24 protein-coding genes and 1 riboswitch are annotated in these 25389 nt (G+C 64.9%); of the genes, 19 read left to right on the top strand and 5 right to left on the bottom strand.

All coding sequences use genetic code 11. The annotated features are described in order from the left end of the window. The first annotated feature begins 33 nt into the window (after positions 1-33). The 11 genes from araD1 to H7A85_RS04630 all read left to right on the top strand — a co-directional run bounded on the left by araD1 (position 34) and on the right by H7A85_RS04630 (position 11997). Entirely contained in the window at positions 34-1026 is a 993-nt protein-coding gene (gene araD1, locus H7A85_RS04680) for an AraD1 family protein (protein ID WP_244630941.1), read from the top strand. Between the two features lie 11 nt (positions 1027-1037). After that, positions 1038-1964, top strand: coding sequence for a Gfo/Idh/MocA family oxidoreductase (locus tag H7A85_RS04675; protein ID WP_182084729.1), 927 nt, complete (start codon positions 1038-1040; stop codon positions 1962-1964). A gap of 2 nt (positions 1965-1966) precedes the next feature. Next, entirely contained in the window at positions 1967-3034 is a 1068-nt protein-coding gene (locus H7A85_RS04670; RefSeq protein ID WP_182084728.1) for an aldose epimerase family protein, read from the top strand. Positions 3035-3082: 48 nt separating this feature from the next. Further along, positions 3083-4936 carry an IlvD/Edd family dehydratase gene (locus H7A85_RS04665; RefSeq protein WP_244630940.1) on the top strand — a complete coding sequence of 618 codons (1854 nt, stop codon included), beginning with the start codon at positions 3083-3085 and terminating at the stop codon, positions 4934-4936. Between the two features lie 45 nt (positions 4937-4981). Further along, complete coding sequence (locus H7A85_RS04660; RefSeq protein ID WP_182084727.1) at positions 4982-5866, top strand: SMP-30/gluconolactonase/LRE family protein; 885 nt, start codon at positions 4982-4984, stop codon at positions 5864-5866. Then, positions 5863-6789 (top strand): 2-dehydro-3-deoxygalactonokinase, encoded by a 927-nt coding sequence (locus tag H7A85_RS04655; protein ID WP_182084726.1) that lies wholly within the window; start codon positions 5863-5865, stop codon positions 6787-6789. Before H7A85_RS04660 ends, H7A85_RS04655 begins: the two co-directional genes overlap by 4 nt. Before the next feature lie 5 nt (positions 6790-6794). Continuing rightward, on the top strand, positions 6795-7433 hold the full coding sequence (locus H7A85_RS04650; protein WP_182085066.1) for a 2-dehydro-3-deoxy-6-phosphogalactonate aldolase: 639 nt from the start codon (positions 6795-6797) through the stop codon (positions 7431-7433). 215 nt (positions 7434-7648) lie between these two features. After that, positions 7649-8716 carry a multiple monosaccharide ABC transporter substrate-binding protein gene (chvE, locus tag H7A85_RS04645; protein ID WP_182084725.1) on the top strand — a complete coding sequence of 356 codons (1068 nt, stop codon included), beginning with the start codon at positions 7649-7651 and terminating at the stop codon, positions 8714-8716. Between the two features lie 92 nt (positions 8717-8808). Continuing rightward, positions 8809-10344 (top strand): multiple monosaccharide ABC transporter ATP-binding protein, encoded by a 1536-nt coding sequence (gene mmsA, locus H7A85_RS04640; protein ID WP_182084724.1) that lies wholly within the window; start codon positions 8809-8811, stop codon positions 10342-10344. Then, positions 10341-11564 (top strand): multiple monosaccharide ABC transporter permease, encoded by a 1224-nt coding sequence (mmsB, locus tag H7A85_RS04635; RefSeq protein ID WP_210270217.1) that lies wholly within the window; start codon positions 10341-10343, stop codon positions 11562-11564. Before mmsA ends, mmsB begins: the two co-directional genes overlap by 4 nt. Positions 11565-11700: 136 nt before the next feature. Continuing rightward, complete coding sequence (locus tag H7A85_RS04630; protein WP_182084723.1) at positions 11701-11997, top strand: DUF2218 domain-containing protein; 297 nt, start codon at positions 11701-11703, stop codon at positions 11995-11997. 61 nt (positions 11998-12058) lie between these two features. On the opposite strand, the gene choV is transcribed toward H7A85_RS04630, so the two are convergent. The 3 genes from choV to H7A85_RS04615 are packed head-to-tail and all read right to left on the bottom strand — an operon-like array spanning position 12059 to position 15109. Continuing rightward, positions 12059-13246: a choline ABC transporter ATP-binding protein gene (gene choV, locus H7A85_RS04625; RefSeq protein ID WP_182084722.1), complete on the bottom strand. Its 1188-nt coding sequence runs from the start codon at positions 13244-13246 to the stop codon at positions 12059-12061. Continuing rightward, positions 13243-14103, bottom strand: a complete 861-nt coding sequence (gene choW, locus H7A85_RS04620; RefSeq protein ID WP_182084721.1) for a choline ABC transporter permease subunit — start codon at positions 14101-14103, stop codon at positions 13243-13245. The genes choV and choW overlap by 4 nt, the downstream gene beginning before the upstream one ends. Positions 14104-14155: 52 nt before the next feature. Beyond that, a complete protein-coding gene (locus H7A85_RS04615; RefSeq protein ID WP_182084720.1) occupies positions 14156-15109 on the bottom strand; it encodes a choline ABC transporter substrate-binding protein in 954 nt (317 codons plus the stop codon). Between the two features lie 454 nt (positions 15110-15563). On the opposite strand from H7A85_RS04615, the gene H7A85_RS04610 reads away from it, so the two are divergent. From H7A85_RS04610 to H7A85_RS04585, 6 genes are all read left to right on the top strand, one after another. Beyond that, a complete protein-coding gene (locus tag H7A85_RS04610; protein ID WP_182084719.1) occupies positions 15564-17450 on the top strand; it encodes a cation:proton antiporter in 1887 nt (628 codons plus the stop codon). Continuing rightward, positions 17451-17561: riboswitch (TPP riboswitch) on the top strand. A 100-nt stretch (positions 17562-17661) separates the two neighbouring features. Further along, positions 17662-18621, top strand: coding sequence for an FAD-dependent oxidoreductase (locus tag H7A85_RS04605; protein WP_182084718.1), 960 nt, complete (start codon positions 17662-17664; stop codon positions 18619-18621). Then, positions 18618-18815, top strand: coding sequence for a sulfur carrier protein ThiS (gene thiS, locus H7A85_RS04600; protein WP_182084717.1), 198 nt, complete (start codon positions 18618-18620; stop codon positions 18813-18815). Before H7A85_RS04605 ends, thiS begins: the two co-directional genes overlap by 4 nt. A gap of 3 nt (positions 18816-18818) precedes the next feature. Continuing rightward, positions 18819-19592 (top strand): thiazole synthase, encoded by a 774-nt coding sequence (locus tag H7A85_RS04595; protein WP_182084716.1) that lies wholly within the window; start codon positions 18819-18821, stop codon positions 19590-19592. Beyond that, positions 19589-20221 (top strand): thiamine phosphate synthase, encoded by a 633-nt coding sequence (locus H7A85_RS04590; RefSeq protein WP_182084715.1) that lies wholly within the window; start codon positions 19589-19591, stop codon positions 20219-20221. Before H7A85_RS04595 ends, H7A85_RS04590 begins: the two co-directional genes overlap by 4 nt. A gap of 97 nt (positions 20222-20318) precedes the next feature. After that, entirely contained in the window at positions 20319-21035 is a 717-nt protein-coding gene (locus tag H7A85_RS04585) for a GntR family transcriptional regulator (protein WP_182084714.1), read from the top strand. A 177-nt stretch (positions 21036-21212) separates the two neighbouring features. On the opposite strand, the gene H7A85_RS04580 is transcribed toward H7A85_RS04585, so the two are convergent. Then, positions 21213-22154, bottom strand: coding sequence for an alpha/beta hydrolase (locus H7A85_RS04580; protein ID WP_182084713.1), 942 nt, complete (start codon positions 22152-22154; stop codon positions 21213-21215). 58 nt (positions 22155-22212) lie between these two features. On the opposite strand from H7A85_RS04580, the gene H7A85_RS04575 reads away from it, so the two are divergent. Continuing rightward, positions 22213-23217: a ribonuclease T2 gene (locus tag H7A85_RS04575; protein ID WP_182084712.1), complete on the top strand. Its 1005-nt coding sequence runs from the start codon at positions 22213-22215 to the stop codon at positions 23215-23217. A 9-nt stretch (positions 23218-23226) separates the two neighbouring features. On the opposite strand, the gene H7A85_RS04570 is transcribed toward H7A85_RS04575, so the two are convergent. Continuing rightward, on the bottom strand, positions 23227-23523 hold the full coding sequence (locus H7A85_RS04570) for a Dabb family protein (protein ID WP_182084711.1): 297 nt from the start codon (positions 23521-23523) through the stop codon (positions 23227-23229). A gap of 198 nt (positions 23524-23721) precedes the next feature. On the opposite strand from H7A85_RS04570, the gene ettA reads away from it, so the two are divergent. Beyond that, positions 23722-25371 carry an energy-dependent translational throttle protein EttA gene (ettA, locus tag H7A85_RS04565; protein ID WP_182084710.1) on the top strand — a complete coding sequence of 550 codons (1650 nt, stop codon included), beginning with the start codon at positions 23722-23724 and terminating at the stop codon, positions 25369-25371. The last annotated feature ends 18 nt before the right edge of the window (positions 25372-25389 follow it).

Here is a 25389-nt window from a genome sequence, read left to right as displayed (position 1 = left end):
CTTCGTCGTCCTCTCACCCTGCTTGGAACGCCGATGTCCCTTCGCCTTCTTCAGATCAAAGACGCGCACGACACGATCCAGGTGGTGGCCGCCGGGGCGGATGGGGCCGGGCACGTGGTGCCTGGATATTTCTCCACCTTCGATCTGGCGCAGGCGACGGTCGCGCGCGGCAGCACGCTCGGCGAAGAGATCGAGCGCGCCGGGCGGGGTGCCGAGGTCGATCTGGACGCGGCTCTGGCCGAGGGGCGCGTCCTTCTGCCGATCCACCACCCCGATCCGGCTCACTTCGTCGTCGCCGGCACGGGGCTGACGCACCTCGGCTCGGCCGACGGGCGCGACAAGATGCACAAGGCGCAGGCCGGCGAGCAGGTCACGGATTCGATGCGGATGTTCCGCATGGGGGTCGAGGGCGGCAAGCCCGCGCCGGGGCAGACCGGCGTCCAGCCGGAATGGTTCTACAAGGGCGACGGCTCCTGTCTCGTCGGCCCGGGCGAAGCGTTGACCTCGCCGAGCTTCGCCGAGGATGGCGGGGAGGAGCCGGAACTTGCCGGCATCTACCTGATCGGTCCCGACGGCACGCCGTTCCGTCTCGGCTTCTGCCTGTCGAATGAGTTTTCAGACCATGTGACCGAGCGCGGCAACTACCTGTGGCTCGCCCATTCCAAGCTGCGTCAGGCCTCGCTCGGGCCGGAGCTTCTGATCGGCGACCTGCCGGATTATGTCGAGGGCACTTCGCGCATTCGGCGCAACGGCGAGCTCGTCTTCGACAAGCCGTTCCTGTCGGGCGAGGCGAACATGTCGCATTCCATTGCCAATCTCGAGCATCACCACTTCAAGTACGATCTGTTCCGCCGCCCGGGCGACCTCCATGTCCACTTCTTCGGAACGGCGACGCTTTCGGTGACGCACGGCGTGAAGACCGAGGTGGGCGATCGCTTCGAGATCGAGGCCGCGCCGTTCCGCCTGCCGCTGGTGAACACCTTGGCGCAGGCCGGCGCTTCCCCGGTTTCCGTCCGCACGCTCTGAAAGCCTGCAGCATGACCCTACGCGTCGCCATCGTTGGCCTCGGCAAGATCGCCAGGGATCAGCACGTGCCCTCGATCGCGGACGTCGACGGCGTCGAACTGACCGCCGTTGCCAGCCGCAACGCCGATCAGGACGGTGTGCGCAACTTCGCGACGATCGAGGAGCTTCTTTCCGAGCCAGCCCTCTTCGACGCCGTGGCCCTTTGCACGCCGCCGCAGGTTCGCCACGAGCAGGCTCTTCTGGCGCTGTCCGCCGGCAAGCACGTTCTCTTGGAGAAGCCGCCGGGCGCCACCGTTTCGGAGATCGCCCCGCTGGTAGCACTTGCGGTGGAGAAGAACGTGACGCTGTTTGCGACGTGGCATTCGCGGTTCGCACCGGCGGTCGAGCCGGCACGGCGGTTTCTCGTCGAGCGCGGGCTTCGGTCCGTCCACATCGAATGGAAGGAAGACGTCCGCAAGTGGCATCCCGGCCAGGCGTGGATCTGGGAGCCGGGCGGGCTTGGGGTGTTCGACCCCGGCATCAACGCGCTGTCGATCGCGACCGCGATCCTGCCGCGTTCCGTTTATCTCACCTCGTCCGAGCTTTCCTTCCCGGAGAACCGCGCCGCGCCGATCGCCGCCGATCTTCGCTTCCATGATGCGTCCGGCTTGGATGTGACGGCGGAGTTCGACTGGCGCGAGACGGAGGGCGAGACATGGAATATCCACGTTGAGACCGATCGCGGCCGGCTTTCCGTCAGGGACGGCGGCAAGCGTCTGGTTCTGGACGGCGAGGTTCTGGTCGACGAGCCCGATGCGGAATATCGCGGCATCTATCGCCGGTTCGCCGAACTGATCGCGGCTGGGGGAAGCGATGTCGATCTGACGCCGCTGCAGCATGTCGCCGACGCGTTCCTTCTTGGGCGCCGGCACGTCGTCGAAGCCTTCGTGGAGGCGTGACGATGGGCATCGGGGAGGGAGCGACGGTGCGGGCCTGGGGAACGCTGCGCGACGGGCGCGCGGTGGATCTCGTCGAGCTTTCGTCGGGCACGATCCGGGCGCGGATCTCGACCTTCGGTGCCGTCCTGCAGGGTCTTCTCGTGCCCGACCGCGATGGCCGACTGGACGATATCGTGTTCGGCCACGACGATCTCGGGCCTTACGAGAACGAACGCAACTTCTTCGGCGCGACGATCGGTCGTTACGCCAATCGTATCGCAGGCGGCACGTTCGAACTGGACGGGCGGAAGGTCTCGATTGAACCCAACGACGGCCCCAACGCACTTCATGGCGGCTCCGTCGGCTTCGATCGCCATCTCTGGCAGATCGAGGAGATGGGGCAAGGCGCTGAACCTTTCGTTCGGCTCGCCCGGGTCAGCCCCGACGGCGAGGAGGGCTTTCCCGGCACGCTTCATTGCACGGTGACCTACCGGCTCCGTTCTTCCGAGCTGGAGATCGCGTTCGAGGCGCGGACGGACGAGCCGACCGTCGTCAACCTAACCAACCACAGCTTCTTCAACCTCAGCGGATCCAACCCAGTGCGCGATGTTCTCGGCCATCGGCTGACGGTCGCTGCCGAGCGCTTCCTGCCCGTGGATGGTGACGCCATCCCGCTTGGCGAAGCGGCATCGGTTGCCGATACGCCGTTCGACTTCCGCGAAGGACGCGTGATTGGCGAATGGATCCGCGCGGACGACGAGCAGATTCGCCTCGGCCGCGGCTACGACCACAACTTCTGTCTCGATGGAACCTCCGGCGAGCCAGCGCTGGCGGCGATCGTCGAGGACCCCTTGAGCGGGCGCGTCATGCATCTCCTGACGGACCAGCCGGGGCTGCAGGTTTACTCCGGCAACTTCCTCGACGGAACGGTGGCGGGCAAGAACGGGCTGTCCTACCGGATGGGCGATGCGCTTTGTCTGGAGCCGCAGCGATTTCCCGATACGCCGAACCGGCCGGGCTATCCAACGGCCCGCCTCGACCCGGGCGAAATCTACCGCCATCGTTCGATCTATCGATTCTCGACAACGTAAAGCATAAGGCCTCGCCGAACCGGCTTCGAGGCAGAAGGAGAAGTGGGAATGAGCAACGAGCTGACGAAGTCGGAAAGTGAACTGACGACCCCGGGCGGCGATCGCGGACATCAGCGGGCCTCCACCAAGCTGCGCTCCCGCGCTTGGTTCGACAACCCCGACAATGCCGACATGACCGCGCTCTATCTCGAGCGCTACATGAATTTCGGCCTCAGCCAGGAGGAGCTCCAGTCCGGCCGCCCGATCATCGGCATCGCGCAGACCGGCTCGGACCTCAGCCCTTGCAATCGGCACCATCTCGAACTCGCCAATCGCCTGCGTGAGGGCATCCGTGAGGCTGGCGGCATCGCCATCGAGTTTCCGGTGCATCCGATCCAGGAAACCGGCAAGCGTCCAACGGCGGGCCTCGACCGCAACCTCGCCTATCTCGGCCTCGTCGAGATCCTCTACGGCTATCCGCTCGACGGGGTGGTGTTGACGATCGGCTGCGACAAGACGACGCCGGCCTGCCTGATGGCGGCGGCGACCGTGAACATTCCCGCGATCGCGCTCTCGGTCGGTCCGATGCTGAACGGCTGGTTCCGGGGGCAGCGCACGGGTTCGGGCACGATCGTCTGGAAGGCGCGCGAACTGATGGCCAAGGGCGAGATCGACTATGCGGGCTTCGTGAAGCTCGTCGCGTCCTCGGCCCCGTCCACCGGCTATTGCAACACGATGGGTACGGCGACGACGATGAATTCGCTCGCCGAAGCGCTCGGCATGCAGCTGCCGGGCTCGGCCGCCATCCCAGCGCCCTACCGCGACCGGCAGGAAGTGTCCTACCGCACCGGTCTTCGCATCGTCGACATGGTGCGCGAGGACCTGAAGCCGTCCGACATCCTGACCAAGGATGCCTTCATCAACGCGATCCGCGTCAACTCCGCGATCGGCGGCTCGACCAACGCGCCCATCCATCTCAACGCGCTCGCCCGCCACATCGGCGTCGAGCTGACGGTGGACGACTGGCAGACGTTCGGTGAGGACATCCCGCTGATCGTCAACCTCCAGCCGGCCGGCGAATATCTCGGCGAGGACTACTATCATGCCGGCGGCGTGCCGGCGGTGGTCAACCAGTTGATGACCCAGGGGCTCATCAACGAGGATGCGATGACCGTCAACGGACGCACCATCGGCGACAATTGCCGGGGCGCGATCATCGAGGACGAGAACGTCATCCGCCCCTACGACCGTCCGCTCAAGGACAAGGCGGGCTTCCTCGTGCTAAAGGGGAACCTGTTCTCCTCGGCGATCATGAAGACCAGCGTCATCAGCCCCGAGTTCCGCGAGCGCTATCTGACGAACCCGAACGACCCCAACGCCTTCGAGGGCAAGGCGGTGGTGTTCGACGGGCCGGAGGACTACCACCATCGCATCGACGACCCGGCGCTCGGCATCGACGAGCACACGGTTCTCTTCATGCGCGGTGCCGGCCCGATCGGCTATCCCGGCGCCGCCGAGGTCGTGAACATGCGCGCGCCAGACTACCTGATCAAGCGCGGCGTGACCTCGCTCGCCTGCATCGGCGACGGTCGCCAGTCCGGCACGTCCGGCTCCCCGTCCATTCTCAACGCCTCGCCGGAAGCGGCGGCCGGCGGCAACCTCGCGGTTCTGCGCACGGGAGACCGGGTTCGCATCGATCTCGGCCGCGGCTCGGCCAACATCCTGATCTCGGACGAGGAGCTGGCCGAGCGTCGCGCCGCGCTGAAGGCGGAAGGGGGCTACAAGTATCCCGACCACCAGACGCCCTGGCAGGAAATCCAGCGCACGCTGGTCGGCCAGATGGAAACCGGCGCGGTTCTGGAAAACGCGGTGCAATACCAGCGTCTCGCCCAGACCAAGGGTGTGCCGCGCGACAACCATTGATCGCGCGTTCGGCAACCCTTCATCCGTCTGCCGCATAGGACGATCATGGAAAAGCCCGACGTCGAGATCCTCGACTGCGACCCGTGCCATCTCGGCGAGGGTCCGACCTACGATGTGTTCAGCCAGACCGCTTGGTGGTTCGACATCGTCGAGCGCAAGCTCTTCGAGATGCGCTGGAGCGACCGGCGCGTGCGCACGCACGAGCTTCCGTTCATGGCGAGCCAGCTTTGCTTCGTCGATGACGGGACGCAACTCTTGGCGACGGATCGCGGACTTTACCTGCGCGATGTCGGCTCGGGTGCGCTGACACATCATCTCGACCTCGAAGCGGACAACACGCGGACGCGCTCCAACGACGGGCGCGTGCATCCGTCCGGTGCGTTGTGGATCGGCACGATGGGACGGCATGCGGAAGAGGAACTCGGTTCGATCTATTGGTATCGCGGCGGCGAGCTACGTCGGCTCTACGCTCAGATCACCATTCCCAACGCCATCTGCTTCTCGCCGGACGGCGGGGTCGGGTACTTCGCCGACACGGCTCTCGGAACGGTCCACCGTGTGCCGCTGGATCCCGAAACCGGGTTGCCGACCGGCCAGCCCACCGTGTTCATCGAGGCGGATGCCTCGGCCGGCGGACCGGACGGCGCGGTGGTGGATGCGCAAGGGCGCTTCTGGAACGCGCGGTGGGGCGCTGAGCGGATCGACGTTCATTCCCCGGATGGCAACCGGCTCCGTTCGATTGTGATCGCGGCGAAGCAGCCGAGTTGCCCCGCCTTCGTCGGCCCCAATCTCGACCACCTGCTGGTTACGACGGCCTTCGAGGGCATGGACGAGGCCGGGCGATTGGGCGATCCGAACGCCGGGAAAACGTTTCTCCTCGATATAGATGCCAAGGGAATCGCGGAGCCCCGCGTGAAGACCGTACGATGACCGAAATCGCCTATGCCCTCGTCGATTGGGGCACATCCTCGTTTCGAGCCTGGGCCTGTGCCGCCGACGGCCATGTCCTCGGCGAACGCCGCTCGGGCGATGGGCTCTTGAATGTGGCCGATGGCGGCTTCGCGACTGTTCTGGAAGGACATCTCGAAGCTCTCGGCGTTCCCGCCGACGCGCCCGCCATCCTGTGCGGCATGGTCGGTTCGCGAACCGGCTGGGTAGAGGCCCCGTATCTCTCGGTGCCCACCGACCTAGCAGAAGTCGCACGGCGCTCGCAGCTCGTGCCCCACGCCCGGCGCCCGATCCATATCCTGCCGGGCTTGAGCCAGCGCGGAGCCGCGCCGGACGTCATGCGCGGCGAGGAAACGCAGCTCCTGGGGATCGTTGCCGAAGGCTTTGCGACCGGTACGGTCTGCATGCCGGGCACGCACTCCAAGTGGGTGAAGCTTCATGAGGGGCGTGTGATCGCCTTCTCGTCCTTCATGACGGGCGAGCTTTTCCAGCTTCTTCGCACATCGTCGATCCTGAAAGCTGCGGTGGAAACCGAGACTGGGGTCGATCCGAAGAACCCTGCGTTCGCCGACGGGTTCGGCATCGGCTTTTCCGATGCCCGGGTCGTTACCAACGCCCTGTTTCAGCTGCGCGCCGGCTGGCTTCTGGACGGTCTCGACGCGAGCGACCAAGCGGCAAGGCTGTCCGGCCTCCTGATCGGCCTCGAGTTCGCCGGAGCAGGCGAAAGGCTCGGGAGGGATGGTCGTCATGCGCTTCTGGCGTCAGGCCCGATCGCGGGGCTCTATCAGGCAGCCTTCGACCTGTCCGAGCTTTCCGTAGATCGGACCTTTGACGCGGACGGTTGCGTTCGCCATGGCCTGCGCGCCGCCGCTCTTCTTCTGCATCCCGAACGGACCGAATCATGACCTCGATGAGCTCTCGCACGCCTTGGCCCAACCTGCGGCGCTCGCTCGTCGCGATCCTGCGCGGCATTCGGCCGGAGGAAGCGGAAGCCGCCGTATCGACGCTGATGGAAGCGGGCTTCGAGGCGATCGAGATTCCCTTGAACTCGCCGGATGCTTTCCGCTCCATCGCAGCCGCCGCCAAGCTGGCCGGGCCGGATCACTACATCGGCGCGGGAACCGTGCTTACGGTCGAGCACGTCGACAAGCTTGCGGAGGCGGGCGGACGTCTTCTCGTCTCGCCCAATGTCGATGCGGCGGTTCTGGCTAGGGCCGGCGATTACGGCATGGTCACGATGCCGGGCGTCTTCACGCCGACCGAAGCCTTTCAGGCGCTGCAGGCAGGCGCTTCGGCCCTCAAGTTCTTTCCGGCCAGCGTGCTGGGTCCAGCCGGCGTGTCGGCGATCATGGCCGTTCTGCCGAAGGACCGTGAGATCAGCGTCGTCGGCGGTGTGTCCGAAAAGGACTTCGAAGCCTACGCCAAGGTCGGGGTCCGAACCTTCGGTCTCGGCTCCTCGCTCTACAAACCGGGAATGACGGTTGAGGATATCCGCTCTCGCGCGGACGGCGCTGTCTTGTTGTACGACCGAATTTTCGGTTTACAATAAATCAGAGCGCGGAAAAAATCCGTTGTTCACGACGAGACGATCGGATAATTCATCAGACAAATGAACTTCTGGCACCGCGGGATAGGCGGAGTGGTGCCAGGGGGTCGGGCGAAGCCGGGGGTGCCGAAGCGGTTCCGGTTTGGGTTTTTGAGGCGCGAAGAGTTTGCGTCGCTTTCGGACGGTCGCCGCGGCGCCGTCGCGATGGGAGGTAGAGCATGATCCGAATGAAAGCCTTGCTGGCGGCAGTAGCCATCGGCGCGATGACATTGGCCGGCGGCGCTTTCGCGCAGGACAAGGGCACCGTGGGCGTCCTGATGCCGACCAAGGCGTCCGCGCGCTGGATCGCCGACGGCGACAACATGGTCAAGTCGCTGCAGGAGCGCGGCTACCAGACCGATCTCCAATACGCCGAAGACGATATTCCGACCCAGCTCTCCCAGATGGAGAACATGGTCGCTTCCGGCGTGAAGTACCTCGTCGTCGCCTCGATCGACGGCACCACGCTGACCGACGTCCTCCAGCAGGCCGCCGACAAGGGCATCAAGGTGATCGCCTACGATCGCCTGATCCGCAATTCGCCGAACGTCGACTACTATACGACCTTCGACAACTTCCAAGTCGGCGTCCTTCAGGCGCAGTCGCTGGTTCAGGGCCTCAAGCTTGAGTCGGAAGCCGGTCCGTTCAATGTCGAGCTCTTCGGCGGCTCGCCGGACGACAACAACGCCTTCTTCTTCTACAACGGCGCGATGAGCGTTCTGCAGCCCTATATCGACCAGGGCAAGCTTGTGATCCCGTCGGGCGAGACCGGGATGGACCGCGTCGGCACGCTGCGCTGGGATCCGGCCGTGGCCCAGGCCCGCATGGACAACCTCCTGTCGGCCTATTACGGCGACAAGACCGTGAACGCGGTTCTCTCGCCCTATGACGGCCTTTCCATCGGCATCATCTCCGCGCTGACCGCGGTCGGCTACGGCTCGGGCGACAAGCCGATGCCGGTCGTCTCCGGCCAGGACGCGGAAGTGCCCTCGGTGAAGTCGATCGAGAACAACCAGCAGTACTCGACCATCTTCAAGGACACGCGCGAGCTCGCCAAGGTCACGGTGGACATGATCGACGCCCTGGGCACCGGCAAGGAGCCGCAGGTCAACGATACCAAGACCTACGAGAATGGGGTCAAGGTCATCCCGTCCTACCTTCTGAAGCCGGTCCTGGTGACGAAGGACAACATCAAGGCGACGCTGGTCGACTCGAACTACTACACGGCCGACCAGATCAAGCCCTAATCGACACGCGGGAGCGATCCCGCCCCATCAAACAGAGCCGGCCGGCGCGAGGAGCGCCGGCCGTTTCCGGATCGAAACTGGCGAGGTGCCCGATGGCAGCCATTCTGGAGATGCGCGGCATCACCAAGACGTTTCCGGGCGTCAAAGCCCTCGACAACGTCAACCTTCGCGTCGAGACCGGCGAGATCCACGCGATCTGCGGCGAGAACGGCGCGGGCAAGTCGACCTTGATGAAGGTGCTCTCCGGCGTTTATCCCTATGGAACCTACGAGGGCGATATCGTCTACGACGGCGAGGTTCGCAAGTTTCGCGACATCCGCGATAGCGAGCATGCCGGCATCATCATCATCCATCAGGAACTGGCGCTCGTGCCGCTCCTGTCGATCGCCGAGAACATCTTCCTCGGCAACGAAATCTCGCGCGCGGGCGTGATCGATTGGGACGAGGCGTTCCGGCGCACGTCCGAACTTCTGGCGCAGGTCGGCCTGACGGAAGCGCCGACGACGCTGGTGAAGGATATCGGCGTTGGGAAGCAGCAGCTCGTCGAGATCGCCAAGGCCTTGTCGAAGAAGGTCCGCCTTCTGATCCTGGACGAGCCGACCGCGAGCTTGAACGAACGCGATAGCCAAGCGCTCCTCGATCTCCTTCTGGAGTTCAAGGCGCAGGGTATGACCTCGATCATGATCAGCCACAAGCTGAACGAGATCAGCCGCGTCGCCGATTCCATCACCGTGATCCGCGACGGGTCCACCGTCTCGACGCTGGACTGCCGCCAGGGCGTCAGCGAGGACCAGATCATCCGCGACATGGTCGGTCGCCAGCTCGACGATCGCTATCCGCCGCGTCATCCCAAGATCGGCGGGATCCTGTTCGAGGTTCGGAACTGGAACGCCTTCCACCACATGAACGCCCAACGCCAGATCGTGAAGGACGTGTCTTTCAACGTCCGGCGCGGCGAGATCGTCGGCGTGGCGGGACTGATGGGAGCCGGGCGCACCGAGCTCGCCATGAGCGTCTTCGGCAAGTCCTATGGCCGCAACGTTTCAGGCGAGGCCTTCATGGACGGAAAGCCGGTGGACGTATCGTCGATCCCGAAGGCGATCGCGGCCGGTCTTGCCTATGTCACGGAGGACCGGAAGCAGTACGGCTTGATCCTGGAAGAGGATATCCGCCAGAACGTTTCGCTCGCCAACCTGCCCGGCATTGCTAAAAGCGGCGTGATCGACGCGGACCGCGAGCGAGCCGTCGCGGAGGACTACCGCAAGAACCTCCGCATCCGCTCGGCTGGTGTCTTCCACAAGACGCTCAACCTTTCGGGCGGGAACCAGCAGAAGGTGGTTCTCTCCAAATGGTTGTTCTCCGACCCGTCGCTCCTCATCCTGGACGAGCCGACGCGCGGCATCGATGTCGGCGCTAAGTTCGAAATCTACTCGATCATCGAGCGGCTGGCGTCGGAAGGAAAGGGGATCCTGATGATCTCCTCCGAGATGCCCGAGCTCTTGGGAATGTGTGACCGCATCTACGTCATGAACGAAGGACGTTTCGTCGCCGAGATGGCGCGAGGCGAGGCGACGCAGGAAAGCATCATGCGCGCCATCATTCGCTCCGCAGGAAGGAATGCCGCATGAGCATCAAGACCGTCGACGGCACGTCCTCGGCCGACGAGGGCGTCGCCAGCATGGACTACTTCAAGAGCCATCTGCGCGAATACGGGATGCTGGTGGCGCTGTTCGCCATCGTCGTCTTCTTCGCCGTTTACTCGGCCGCCACGGGGCGACCGACCTTCGTATCGGCTTCCAACCTCACCAACCTGTTCCTTCAGAACAGCTACGTCATCATCATGGCGATCGGCATGCTGCTGATCATCGTGACCGGCCATATCGACCTGTCCGTCGGCTCGGTGGTCGGGTTCGTCGGCGCCATCGGCGCCGTCCTGATGGTTCTCTACGGCATACCCGTGCCGATCGCGGCCGCGATCTGTTTGGCACTCGGCGCCCTGATCGGTGCGGTGCAGGGCTATTTCGTCGCCTTTCTGAAGATCCCGTCCTTTATCGTGACCCTGGCGGGCATGCTGGTGTTTCGCGGGCTGACCTTCATGGCGCTCGGCGGCTCGTCCTCGATCTCGCCGATCCCGCCTTCGCTGCGCAACCTTTCGACGGGCACGATCCCGAACCTCGTTTCGGGCTTCGGTCTCGCCCACGCTACGACCATGATCATCGCGGTCATCCTGGCGGCCGCCTTCGCGATCTTTTCGTTCCAGAGCCGCGCCCGCAAGGCCCGTGTTCGTCCGGTGGACGAGCCCTACGGCTTCTTCCTCGGCCGCGTCGGTTTCGCGGCGCTGATGATCCTGGGCATCGGCTATCTTCTAGCTAGCAACCGCGGCTTGCCCAACGTCCTCATCCTGATGGCCGTGCTGATCGCGATCTACGCCTTCGTGACGACCCGCACCACGATCGGGCGCCGCGTCTATGCTGTCGGCGGTAACGAGAAGGCGGCCAAGCTGTCCGGCGTGAAGACCGAGCGGATCGTTTTCCTCGCCTTCGTCAACATGGGCGTTCTGGCGGCGATCGCGGGCATGGTGTTCTTTGCCCGCGTCGGCTCGGCCACCGCGCGCAACGGCACGGGGCTGGAACTCGACGTGATCGCGGCCTGCTTCATCGGCGGCGCCTCGGCCTATGGCGGCGTCGGCAAGGTGATGGGCGCGGTGATCGGCGCCTTCATCATGGGCGTCCTGAACATGGGTATGCAGAGCGCCATGCAGCTGTCGATCGACTACCAGCAGCTCGTCAAGGGCATGGTGCTCCTCGCAGCCGTTTGCTTCGACGTCTACAATCGCAACAAAGCCTGATCGGCCGAACCCGACTGGTGGTTTTCGAGCGCGGCATGGAGCTTCTCCATGCCGCGCTTTTCGTTTCGAAGCGCGTTTTGCTCTGGTCGGCGTGTGGGTATACGACCGTTGGAGAAATGGTTCAGGAGTTCTCGATATGCCGACCAGCAACGCTCGCGTCGTGACCCAAAGCGCCAGCCGCTACCTTCAGCAGCTCTGCAAGCACTGGGCCCATAAGTTCGAGGTGGAGTTCGATCCGCATCACGGAACCATCGCGCTACCAGCCGGCCGAACGACCCTAGATGCGACCGACGACGCCCTTAGGGTTGCCATATCCTGCGAGGACGCAGCGGACCTCGATCGGATCGAGGCCGTGGTCGCCGACCACATCAAGCGTTTTGCGTTTCGCGAGGAACTCGAGTTCGCCTGGGTTCGTGATGAGGCGGGCGCTTAAGATACGAGGGTCCAATTCGGTCCGTAGGTCGTAAGCCCCTCGGGTTCCCACGCGGTACGTATCAGCTTTCCGTCGAAGTGTTCGAACGGCGGAGCAGGGCGGCGTAGATCTCGTCGTCGCCGCAAAGGCCGGAAATCTGCCCCGATGCATCCGTCAGGACGATCGGATGCGCGCTCTGCCGTTTGGCTTCGATCATCGATCGAAGCGTCGACGTTTCCGACGCGACGGCGATGTCCGGGCGGCTGCCGGAGGCTTCGAGCGGCCCGAACGAGCCGTTGCGACCATCGATCCGCACCGTGGCCATGCGCCCCAGCTCGTCCATGCCCAGACGAATGTCGGACTTGCCGTCCAGCACGAGTTCGGCGCCCTCGCGCGCGATCGCTTGGACCGGTCGCATGATCGCCGAGGCGGGAAGCACGTTGAGCGGGTTCGTGTGCTGCACGAATTCCGCGACATAAGGCGTCGCCGGCCGCAGCAGGATATCCTCAGCCGTGCCGTTCTGGACGACGCGCCCCTCCTGCATGATGGCGATCCGGTTGCCGAGCTTCATCGCCTCGTCGAGGTCGTGGCTGACGAAAAGGATCGTTTTTCGAAGCTGGCGCTGTAGCTCGAGAAGCTCGTCCTGCAGGCGGGCGCGGATCAGCGGGTCGAGCGCGGAAAACGGCTCGTCCATCAGCAGGATGTCGGCGTTGGTGGCGAAGGCGCGCGCCAGACCCACCCTCTGCTGCATACCTCCGGACAGCTCGTTCGCGTAGCGGTCCGCCCATTGCGTCAGGCCTACGAGGGCGAGCTTCTCGTCCACCGTGCGCCGGCACTCGGCGGCCGAGAGACCCTGGAGCTCCAGTCCCAGCCCGACATTCTGCCGGACGGTTCGCCATGGAAGCAGAGCGAACTGCTGGAACACCATCGAGACGCCGTGCATGCGAAGGTCGCGGAGCGTAGCGTCCGCACAGCTCGCCACGTCCACCTGGCTGTTTTGATGGGATACGAGAACGCGGCCTCGGCTGACCTTGTTCAAACCGTTGACGCAGCGAAGGACCGTCGATTTCCCCGAGCCCGACAGGCCCATGAGGACGCAGATCTCGCCCGGCTCGACGATGAGGTTCACGTCGGCCGCGCCCACGACCGAGCCTGTGGCACGCAGGATCTCGTCGCGCGTCGCCTGCGCGTCCAGCATCGGCAGGGCGCGATCGGCGCCCTTGCCGAATACGATATCGACGTTCCGGAACTCGATGGCGGGATGGCTCATGGCAGTTTCCGCGCGGCTCCCGATCGCATCGGCTGCTTGCAGATGCGATCGAGGAGAATGGCCAAGATGACGATCGCAAGACCGGCCTCGAATCCCATCCCGACATTCACGGTGTTCAACGCGCGAACCACCGGCTTGCCGAGGCCATCGGCCCCGACGAGGGCGGCGATCACCACCATCGAAAGGCTGAGCATGATGCATTGGGTGACGCCTGCCATGATCGTCGGCATCGCGTGCGGCAGCTCGACCTTGAAGAGGAGTTGTCGCCGCGTCGCGCCGAAGGCGAGCGCCGCTTCGCGCAAGGGTTCGGGCACGCTGGAAATGCCGAGATGCGTTAGGCGGATGGTGGCCGGCACGGCGAAGATCACCGTCGAGATCAGCCCCGGCACGACGCCCAAGCCGAACAGGATCAGCGTCGGGATCAGGTAGACGAAGGTCGGGATGGTCTGCATCAGATCGAGAAGCGGGCGGAGTACCCAGTAGAATCGAGGCCGATGGGCCGCCACGATGCCGAGGGGGATACCGATCGCGACGCACACCGCCGTCGCGCAGAACACGAGCGAAAGCGTCTGAACCGCTTCCGTCCAGTATCCGAGGTTGATTACGAGAAGCAGGGACAGGACGGCGAAGACGACGAGCGAGAGCGAACGGTGCAGGAACCATGCGCCGACCGCCACGATCGCGACGAACAGGAGCGGGGGGATCGCCATCAGGCCCGCTGTCAGGCCGTCGATCAGCGTGCCCAGAACCACCGATATCGTGTCGAAGAACCCTTGCGCGTTCGTCGTCAGTGCATCGACGCCCGAGCGCAGCCATGCGCCCAGCGGAATCTTATGGTTGACCAGCCAATCGTTCATCGTTGGGCGTCATCTCGAATGCGAGAAGCATCGCCTGGCATCGCAACCCGCCTCAAGGCTTCAGCTTGGCCTGGACGGCCGCGGCGCCCGGCTCGCCGGCGAAGGTGGTCACGCCTTCCAGCCAGCTTGCGTAGGCATCCGGATGGGCCGTCAACCACTCGCGCGCCGCCGCATCGGGCGCTTTCCCGTCGTCGAGGATCGCGCCCATGATCTCGCTTTCCATGGGAAGGGTGAAGGCGAGATTCGCCAAAAGCTTGCCGAGGTTGGGGCACTCGGTGGACAGTCCCTTCCGCGCCAGCGTATGCACCGTCGCGCCGCCGAAATTGGGCCCGAACACCGCGTCGCCGCCTTCCAGATAAGACAGTTGGAAATTGGTGTTCATCGGATGGGGCTCCCATCCGAGGAAGACGATCGGCTTCTTTTGCCGAGTTTCGCGCGCGACCTGCGCGAGCATTCCCTGCTCGGAGGACTCCACCAGCTCGAACCCGTTGAGGCCGAACTGTCCCCCCTGGATCATGCCGAGGATCAATCGGTTTCCGTCGTTGCCGGGTTCGATCCCGTAGATGCGGCCGCCGAGCTGTTCGCGGAACTTTCCGATATCGTCGAAGGTCTTCAACCCGGCATCGTGCAGATAGGTCGGCACCGCCAGCGTGTACTTCGCGCCTTCCAGGTTGGTCCGAATTTCCTCGATCGACCCTTCGGCGCGGAAGGGGGCGAGGTCGGCTTCCATCGTCGGCAGCCAAGCGCCGAGGAACACGTCGATATCGCCGTTCTTCAGCGAGGCGAAGGTGACGGGCAGGGCGAGCGTGTCGACCTTCGGCTGGTAGCCCAGCGCATCGAGAACGACGCCGGCCAGGGCGGTCGTCGATGTGATGTCCGTCCAGCCCACATCCGCGAACCGGACGCTCTGACAGGACGCCGGCTCCGCCGCATGGCCGGGAGTTGCCAGAAGAAGCGACGCCGCCACGATCGAGCCGGAAACAACGGAACGCGAAAGGCTCGTCATAGGGTCTGTTCTCCCGATCTGCCGAACGTGGCACGACCGGCATCTTACACAGTTCGCATCGTCCGACGACCGAAATATTCGAGCGCCCCAGGGCGTTGGCGTCGGCTGTCAGTCGATTGCGTGATCGATATTGCCCAATGTGCAAGGTGCTCGGAGAAACGGCGTCCTGATGCTGATTTCATAGGCGTGGGAAATGGTATTCGTGCGTCGAGGCGCCGGCCGTGCAAGGAACTCCATTTTGGATCAGCCGCATGGGGCGTGCGGGATATTGGTCCGATGACAGCGGACTCAATGCTCCGACGTTGTCCGATTCGGCTATCGAAACACACCGTACGTTCTTCCTCCGGCCAAATCTTTCCACCTATCGGCGACTTTTGTGCTGCATTGGAGGCCGCGATCTCCTATCCGGGAAGGCAGGACGATTTGGAGTGATTCAAGGCCGGGGAACGCGAAGATGCTGCACGAGATGCCGCTGATCGAAACGATCGTCGCCGGTTTGGGCTTGGCCTTCGTGTTCGGCTCCCTCGCCAACCGCCTCGGCATATCGCCCATCGTCGGCTATCTCCTGGCCGGCGTCAGCGTCGGCCCGTTCACTCCGGGTTTCGTGGCGGATCAAGGCCTCGCGACGGAGTTGGCCGAGCTCGGCGTCATTCTCCTCATGTTCGGCGTCGGTCTGCATTTCTCGCTGAACGACCTTCTGTCGGTGCGAGCCATCGCGGTGCCCGGCGCCATCGTCCAGATCGCCTGCGCGACGCTGCTCGGCATGGGGCTGGCATGGCTTCTCGGCTGGTCGGCCGGGGCGGGTCTCGTGTTCGGCCTCGCCCTATCGGTCGCCTCCACGGTCGTCCTCCTGCGCGCGATGCAGGAGCGGCGGCTGATCGAGACGGGCAAGGGGCGGATCGCGATCGGCTGGTTGATCGTCGAGGACCTCGCCATGGTGCTGACGCTGGTTCTCCTGCCGGCCTTCGCCTCGGCGCTCGGCGGCACGGCGCCCGAAACGGGAACCGGCGTCTTCACCGATCTCGGGCTCGGCGTGTCCGGCGTCATCCTGATGACCGTCGTCAAGCTCTGCGTCTTCGTGATCCTGATGCTGGTCGTTGGGCGGCGCATCATTCCCTGGGCGCTGCAGATGACGGCGAGTTCCGGCTCGCGCGAGTTGTTCCGGCTGGCGGTGCTGGCCATCGCGCTCAGCGTCGCCTTCGGTGCGGCCTCGCTGTTCGGCGTGTCTCTGGCACTCGGTGCGTTCTTCGCCGGGATGATCATGAGCGAGTCGGATCTCAGCCATCAGGCCGCCGAGGATTCGCTGCCGCTCCGAGACGCGTTCGCGGTTCTGTTCTTCGTTTCGGTCGGCATGCTTTTCGACCCGCGCAGCCTGATCGAGGATCCGCTGCCGATCCTCGCCACGGTTCTGATCATCATCCTCGGCAAATCGCTGGCCGCTTTCGTGATCGTTCGCGCCTTCGGCCATCCGGTGGCCACCGCGCTCACCATCTCGGTATCCCTCGCGCAGATCGGCGAGTTCTCCTTCATCCTCGCCGAACTCGGCGGCCGGCTGGGTATCCTGCCGGAGGCGGCGCGCGACCTGATCCTGGCGGGCGCCATCCTGTCGATCATGTTGAACCCGATCCTGTTCAGCTCGATCGACCGGCTGCGACAGCTTCTGGAGCGAGCGCCGACCGACGAGCCGCCTCGCGTCCCTCCCGTTACTCGTCCACATCCTTCCGCCGAAGGGCGCGAGCCGCAGCAGCAGCCAGCCGCCGGCGCGCCGTCCCATATCCCTGCCGGGAGCGTGGCGATCGAGGCGGACAACCTGTCGCCGACGGCACTCACCGACCATCTCGTTCTCGTCGGCTATGGCCGCGTCGGCTCGAAGATCGCGCAGCGGCTTTCGGACGCCGGGCGCAGCTTCGTGGTGATCGAGGACGCGGACAAGCGCGTGTCGCGCGTGCGCAAAGCCGGGATCGAGGCGATCGTCGGCAACGCGGTGAAGGCAGAGATCCTGGAGGCGGCCAATATCGGCGCCGCGCGTGATCTGGTTCTTGCCTTTCCCAACAGCTTCGAGGCGGTCGCCATCATCCAGGCGGCACGCAGCGCCAACCCGGACGTGCGCATCACCGCCCGCGTTCATTCGGGCGAGCAGCGCGACCGCTTGATTCAGGCGGGCGCGGATACGGTGGTGAACGGCGACGAGGTGACGGCCGAGTCGATCGCCAATCAGGTGCTGGAGCATCGACCGGATGTTCCGGGCGCGGATGGACCCATTCTCGGGACCGATCCCATTCCCGGCATGGAGCCGGCGGACTCGAAGGCGTTGACAGCGGACGGCGAACGCTTAACCTGAGGCTCATCCAGGGGGAGTTCCGGCAGGGAACTGAGAGGCCGACGATAGGCGCGGCGACCCCACGAACCTGATCCAGTTCGCACTGGCGTAGGGATGGAGTCGAGCCGCTCCGATTGAGGTCGAACCGTGGACGGGTATTCCGTCCGCCACGTTCGCTTCCGCGGCTCCGCCGAGTTTCCATTCGTCGCTGCGAGCGCTCCGGGGAGCGACGATGACCATTCATGTGCTGGGAGCCGGCGTTGCCGGCCTGTCCACCGCGCTGCGTCTGGCGGAGGCCGGTCGACGTGTCGCCGTGCACGAAGCGGCAGCCGATCTTACGCGCTCGGCGTCCTGGTTGGCCGGTGGAATGCTGGCGCCCTTCTGCGAAGCGGCCGTTGCCGAGGACGCGATCATCCAGCCCGGACTCGACGGGATCGAATTCTGGTCGCGGTTCGGAAGCGCCGAGCGCAACGGCACGCTGGTGTTGGCGTCGGGCCGCGACGGTGGAGATTTTCGCCAGTTCGCCGTTCGCACCCGCCATCACCGGCTCCTCGGCCCCGCCGAGATCGAGGCGCTGGAACCCGACCTCGCCGGGCGTTTCCCCAGCGCATTGTTCTTCGAGGAGGAAGCCCATCTCGACCCGCGCCGGACGCTCGTCGACATGACGGCCCGCATCGAGGCGCTGGGCGGCGCCGTGCACTTCTTCTGCGCGCACGATCCCCAGGACTTCGCGGGAGAGCGGGTCGTCGATTGTCGTGGCACCGCCGCCGATGCGCTGCGTCTTCGATCCGTGCGCGGCGAGATGGCGATCGTGCGGTGCCGCGACGTGTCGCTCTCTCGCCCCGTTCGCCTGCTCCATCCCCGATGGCCGATCTATGTCGTACCCCGTCGGGACCACACCTTCATGATCGGTGCGACGATGGTTGAAAGTGCCTCCGAGGCGCCGGTGACCCTGCGCTCGGCGGTGGAACTCCTGACGGCGGCCTTCGCGCTTCACCCGGCCTTCGCCGAAGCGGAAGTGCTGGAACTGGCCAGCGGCCGGCGGCCCGCCTTTCCCGACAACTTGCCGAAGGTGGAGCGAACCACGACCGGTGTCGTCTTTTCCGGCCTTCATCGCCACGGGTTCCTCCTGTCGCCGACCTATTCGCGCATCGCTGTCGATGCCTTGATCCAGGAGAAGGAAGCGGCATGAGAATCCAGTTGAACGGCGAGCCGCACGAGACGCTGGCGAGCGATCTCGCCTCGCTCCTGCGCGAGCTCTCGCATGCGCCGGATGGCGTGGCGACGGCGCTGAACCGCGAATTCGTGCCCCGTTCGGAGCGGGCTTCGACGCCGCTCGGCGAGGGGGACGCGGTGGAAGTGCTGACGCCGATGAAGGGAGGCTGAGCGATGCGGCTCTACGATCGGACCTATTCGTCGCGGCTCATGCTGGGCACGGCTCTGTATCCCTCTCCCTCCACTATGCGCGAGGCGATCCGACGCTCGAGGGCGGGGATCGTCACGGTGTCGCTGCGCCGAGAAATGGCGGGGAGCGGTGCGGGCGGGCCGGGGTTCTGGAGCGAGATCGCCGATCTCGGCGTCGATTTCCTGCCCAACACGGCCGGATGCCATACGGCGAAGGAAGCGGTGACGACGGCACGGATGGCGCGCGAGCTGTTGGGAACGTCGCTCGTCAAGCTCGAGGTCATCGGCCATGCCGATACGCTCCAGCCGGACGTCTTCGCCCTCGTGGAGGCGGCGCGTATCCTGACGGGGGAGGGGTTTCAGGTGCTGCCTTATACGACGGAAGATCTGGTGGTCGCGGAGAAGCTGCTGGATGCCGGCTGCGAGGTGCTGATGCCATGGGGCTCGCCCATCGGTTCGGGTCTCGGCCTCAACAACCGCTACGGTCTGCGCTCGTTGCGGGCGCATTTTCCCGATGTTCCTCTCATCGTCGATGCGGGAATCGGCCGACCCTCCCATGCGGCGGACGCGATGGAGCTCGGCTACGACGGCGTTCTCTTGAACACCGCGGTGGCGAGCGCCGCCGATCCGGTGGCGATGGCCGATGCGTTCCGGCTCGCGGTGGAGGCGGGGCGGCAGGCCTTCGAGGCGGGAGGCATGGAGCCGCGCGACATGGCGGCGCCTTCCACGCCCGTGTTCGGGCGGGCGGTGCTGGCATGATCTCGGCTTGCGGTTGGCTCGATCCGTTCTATCCGGTCCTGCCCGATGCCGGATGGATCGAGCGCCTCGTTCCCCTCGGTGTGCGCTTCGTGCAATTGCGCGCGAAGGACATGGATCGGGACGAGTTGCGGCGCGAGATCCGTCGTTCCGTTGCGACCTGCCGGCGCTTCGGCTGCACGCTCGTCGTCAACGATCATTGGCAGCTGGCGATCAAGGAGGGGGCTTCATTCGTTCACCTCGGGCAGGAGGATCTCGCGGAGGCCGACATCGGCGCGATCCGGGCCTCGGGGCTGCGGCTCGGCGTATCGACGCATGACGAAACCGAACTCGCCACCGCGCTGTCGGTGAACCCGGATTACGTGGCGCTCGGACCGATCTGGCCGACGGTGCTGAAGGCGATGCGATGGGCTCCGCAGACACCGGAGCGTCTGCAACATTGGCGGGCGGCGATCGGCGATGTCCCGCTCGTCGCCATCGGAGGGCTCTCGGTTGAACGTTTGCCGGAGGTGTTCGGCCATGGGGCGGACATCGCGTCCGTCGTCACCGACATCACGCGTCACGAGGACCCGGAAGCCCGAACACAGGAGTGGATTGCGGCGACGCGAACACCACTCGCAGGAGTAACGTAAAAAAGACTGCAACCCGATGCTCGCATGGGTTGCATAATCGCATAAGTTGTAGCTAGATGGTCCGGTCTTCCGTAGGATATGAAACAGGAAACGGTCCATGTCCCTTGCCAAACCCTTCAATACCCGCCCGCTCTACCAGCAGGTGGCCGACGAGTTCATCTCGCGGATCGTTTCGAAGACCTGGGCGCCGGGACAGTCCATCGAGAACGAGGCGGAAATCGCTCGCTCGCTCGGAATCAGCCTGGGAACGGTTCGGAAAGCGTTCGATATCCTGACCGAACACAAGCTTCTCGAACGCCACCAGGGCAAGGGCACGATCGTCGCCGATTTCGATGGCGGCAAGATGAGAAGCCGGTTTTCCAACGTGTTCGACCGGTCCGGGAACAGGATTTCGGGCGAGGTTTCGGTATTCAAGGTCACCCTGGCGACTGCTACGCCGGACGCGGCGGAAATCCTGCAGGTCAACGGTCGCACGCCCGTTCTCCAGTTCGAGCGGCGGCGCACGCATCTCGGCCGATTGTTCATGACGGAAGAGGTGTATCTACGCGTCGATGCCAACGCCAAGACGCTGTCGCAGGACAGTCTGGAAACGATGGCGTCGGCTCGGTGGACGGGGCAGGATCTGGCGACCTACAAGCGTGAGAAAGCGGTGGCCGAAGCAGCGACGGCAGCCGACAAGCGCAACTTCAAATTGCAAGGCGATGCCGCCGTCCTGAAACTGACGCGCGTGATCTGCTCCTATCAGGATCGCCCGTTGGAGCTGCGAATTGGACGTTGCAGTCTGGGCAACGATCTCGTCTACGCGACGAACTGACAACGGCGATCTGCCGCATGGAAAGTTTGCAGCGGCAGTTCGATGCGCGTCGTTGATCGCTAAGTTCCCTCACACCAGGGAGCTTCGCGCAGCGGTTCCCGCAGCATGGGTCGGTCCGGAGCGCTTCTTCCTAGGCGCGAGGCGAACGATAAGATCGTACCCACCCCGCCTAGCCGGTTAGCCATGACGATCGATAAAGGCGATCAGCGCCTGCATGGCATCGGCGCGGTGCGGCTCGATCTCGTTCAGGGTCTCGTGTCGCGCACCCTCGACGATGCGGGTTTCCACATGGCGCGACCCTCCCTCCGACAGGATGCGGCCGAGATCGGCAACGGCCTTGCCGCCTTCGGTCGCTGGGTCCTGCGTGCCGCCCAGAAGGTGCAACGGAAGGTCGGAAGGTAGGGACGCGATGGCTTCGGGCTCGCCCGCGCGGCGCAGAAGCGCCAGAATGTCCTCGACCATGGAAACGGTGGGCGTCCAGCCGCAAAGCGGATCACGGATATAGGCGTCCACCACGTCCGGATCGTGGCTGAGCCAGTCCGCCTGCGTGCGCCTGTCCGGCACCGAGCGCGCCCAGGCGTCGAATGTCGAGCGGGCGAAGAGTTGGCTCGCGACGTCCGAGCCCTTCAGCATCTTCTCGACCCGCAGGGCCGCCGTGCCGAGCCGCTCCTGCCAGCCGAAGCGGATGGCCGCGTTCCAGACGAGGACGCCACCAAGACCCGCTCCGTAGCGTTCTGCGTAGATCAGGGCGATCGTTCCCCCCAGCGAATGGCCCAGCACGAAGATCGGCGTATCCGGATGCTCGGCCTCGGCCCGTTCGCGCACGGCATGCGTATCGCGCAGGACCTTGGAAGCGCCATCGCGCGATGCGAAGCGACGCAAGGGTGCATCCTGCGCCGTCGTCGATCCGTGACCGCGATGATCGTGGGCGTAGGTTTCAATACCCTGCGCGGCGAGCTCGCGCGCGGCCCGGTCGTATCGCGCCCCATGCTCGGCCAGCCCGTGCTGGATCAGGAGAACGGCGCGCGGCGCCATGGCACGCCAGCGCCGCACGCAGAGGGCGGCGCCCGTCGGGCTGTCCAGAACGAACCGATCGGCGAAGGTGGTGGGGGGAGCCATCGTTGGAGAAATAGCGCTCGAACCGATATGAGGGTGGAAACGGCAAGGGAGCATGCGCGTGGCGCCAAGAACAGCTTCGACGATCGCAGCGCTCGCGCTTCTGGCACTCGGAGGGAGCGGTGTGTCCGCTGCGGCACAGGTTCCGATGGTCGGCATGTTCGTTGCCGAGGCGAGCTGCTTCGCGACGCCCTCCATCCGCTCGGAGGACAATCCGGGCCGGATCGTCACGGAGCCCGGCCGCGCCTACGACCTGATCGGACGCAACGCTTCGCCCGGCAGCCACTACCTGATCCGTGTGCCGGACGCGTCGCCCGACCGGCGATGGGTGGCGTTCGGGTGCGGCCGGATCGAAGAGCCCAGTCGATCCGCGACATCGAAAGTCCCGTCTATTGCTCCGAAGACGAACGGTGCGCGCCGCGACCACTACGTGCTGGCGGCCAGCTGGCATCCGGCCTTTTGCGAGAGCCGCCAGTCCGCCCGCGAGTGTCGCAGCGGCGGGGTGGCGCAAAACGGCTTCTCGCTGCATGGCCTCTGGCCACAGCCGAGGGGGCGCGAGTATTGCGGTGTTTCACAGCGCATTCGGGAAACGGATCAGCGCGGCGATTGGCGCTCGCTGCCCGACTTCGACGTGTCGGAAGAGACGCGCCGCGCGATCCGGGAGGCGATGCCGGGCGCGGATGCCGGTCTCGATCGCCACGAATGGTGGGTGCACGGCACGTGCTTCGGCGGCGACGCCGACACCTACTTCGTCGAGGCGATCCGCCTCCTGAACGATCTCAACGGGTCGGCTGTTCGTCGCCTGTTCGACGACTCGGTGGGGCGGCGGCTCGGCGCGGACGAGGTACGCGACGCCTTCGACGAGGCCTTTGGCCGGGGAGCCGGCAAGCGAGTTCTCGTGGATTGCGCGGACGACGCCGCAGGGGCGCCGATGATCCGCGAATTACGCGTGGCTTTGGCAGGCGACCTTTCGGATCGCGAGACCCTAGGGGACCTCATCCGGCAGGGCGAGGTCATGCCGCGTGGATGCCGCGGCGGGCGCGTCGACGCGCCGGGCTTCGACTAGGCGTTCCCGTCAGGTCCGGTCGGGCACCTCGTAGTCCGCCGAGTAGCGAATCTCGCGAAGCGGGCGCACCCGGCGTGTGGATTCGGCATAGATCGGATCGGCCTTGTAGGCGGCCAGCGCCTCGGCATCCGGGAATTCGGCATAGACCACGACGTCCACGTCGTTGCCCATCGGGTCGACGCGCGCGTTCTCCACCACCTCGAAATGGCTGTGGTGGGCGATCCGGCCGAGCTCCGACAGTCCTTCTCGAATGCGCGGCAGATCGCTTTTGTCCTTGGCGCTGAAGAAGACGATGTGGCGGATCATGGGACGACATTCCGAAGGGTGACGATCAGCGTTCCTTCGGGTCTGCGGTTGCCGAGGTCAAGCCATGGGAGGTGCGACCCCTCGCCGGCTCGCCCGGCGCAGGGCGAGATTTTCGCACCGATTTGTTGCCCCGCACGCGCTCATGGCTTACCTGTGCGCCAACTCAATTTCCCACCGGTTTTCGGAGACGCGCGCTCGATGGCACGCCAGTTCATCTATCATATGGCCGACCTGACCAAGGCCTACGGCAACAAGAAGGTTCTGGAGAACATCCACCTGTCCTTCTATCCCGATGCCAAGATCGGCATCCTGGGGCCGAACGGCGCGGGTAAGTCGACGCTCCTGAAGATCATGGCCGGCGTCGACAAGGAGTTCACGGGCGAGGCCTGGGCGGCCGAGGGCGCCACTGTCGGCTACTTGCCGCAGGAGCCCAAGCTCGACGAGACCAAGACCGTCTTCGATAACGTGATGGAAGGGGTCGCCGACAAGAAGGCGGTTCTCGACCGGTACAACGAACTGATGATGAACTACTCGGACGAGACGGCCGAGGAGGGCGCCAAGCTTCAGGACGTCATCGACAGCCAGAACCTATGGGACCTGGAAAGCCAGGTCGAGATGGCGATGGACGCGCTTCGCTGCCCGCCGGGCGATGCCGAGGTCGGCCCGCTGTCGGGCGGCGAGAAGCGCCGCGTGGCGCTTTGCAAGCTCCTCCTTTCGAAGCCCGATATCCTTCTCCTCGACGAGCCGACCAACCATCTCGACGCCGAGACCATCGCCTGGCTGGAGAAGCACCTTCGCGAGTACGAAGGCTCCGTCCTGATGATCACGCACGATCGCTACTTCCTCGACAACGTGACGGGCTGGATCCTCGAACTCGATCGCGGCCGGGGCGTGCCCTACGAGGGCAACTACTCGACCTATCTCGAGAAGAAGGCCAAGCGCATGCAGCAGGAGGGTCGCGAGGAGGACAGCCGCATGCGCGCCCTGTCTCGCGAGCGCGAGTGGATGCTGCAGGGCGCCAAGGCGCGCCAGTCGAAGTCCAAGGCCCGTATCAAGGCCTATCATGAGCTGGTGGAGCTGGCCGAGAACCGTCGCCCCGCCGACGGCAAGATCGTGATCCCGACCGGCGAGCGCTTGGGCACCAAGGTGATCGAGGTCGAGAACATCTCGAAGAGCTACGGCGACCGGGTCCTGATCGATGGCTTGTCGTTCAAGCTGCCGCCTGGCGGCATCGTCGGCGTGATCGGACCGAACGGCGCGGGCAAGTCGACCCTGTTCAAGATGCTGACGGGCCAGGAAACGCCGGATGCCGGCGAGGTCAAGATCGGTGAAACCGTCGATCTCGGCTATGTCGACCAGAGCCGCGACCATCTCGATCCCAACAAGAACGTCTGGGAAGAGGTGACGGGCGCCGTCGATATCATGAAGCTTGGCAAGTACGAGATGAACTCCCGAGCCTATGTCGGCAACTTCAACTTCAAGGGCCCGGACCAGCAGCAGAAGGTGGGGACGCTTTCGGGCGGCCAGCGCAACCGCGTCCACCTCGCCAAGATGCTGAAGACCGGCTCCAACGTCATCCTCCTCGACGAGCCGACCAACGACCTCGACACCGAGACGCTGGCCGCGCTGGAGGACGCGCTGGAGGAATACGCCGGCTGCGCGGTGGTGATCAGCCACGATCGCATGTTCCTCGACCGGCTCGCGACCCACATCCTCGCCTTCGAAGGCGATAGCCATGTGGAATGGTTCGAGGGCAACTTCGAAGACTACGAGCAGGACAAGATCCGGCGCCTCGGACCGGAGTCGGTCAACCCCAAGCGCCCGACCTACAAGCGCCTCACACGCTAAGCTGGAGATACGCGAAAG

The organism is Aureimonas sp. ME7 (assembly GCF_903970965.1).
GTDB lineage: Bacteria > Pseudomonadota > Alphaproteobacteria > Rhizobiales > Rhizobiaceae > Aureimonas.
The sequence above is the reverse complement of the archived record's forward strand: the minus strand, read 5'-3'. Positions and strand labels throughout refer to the sequence as shown.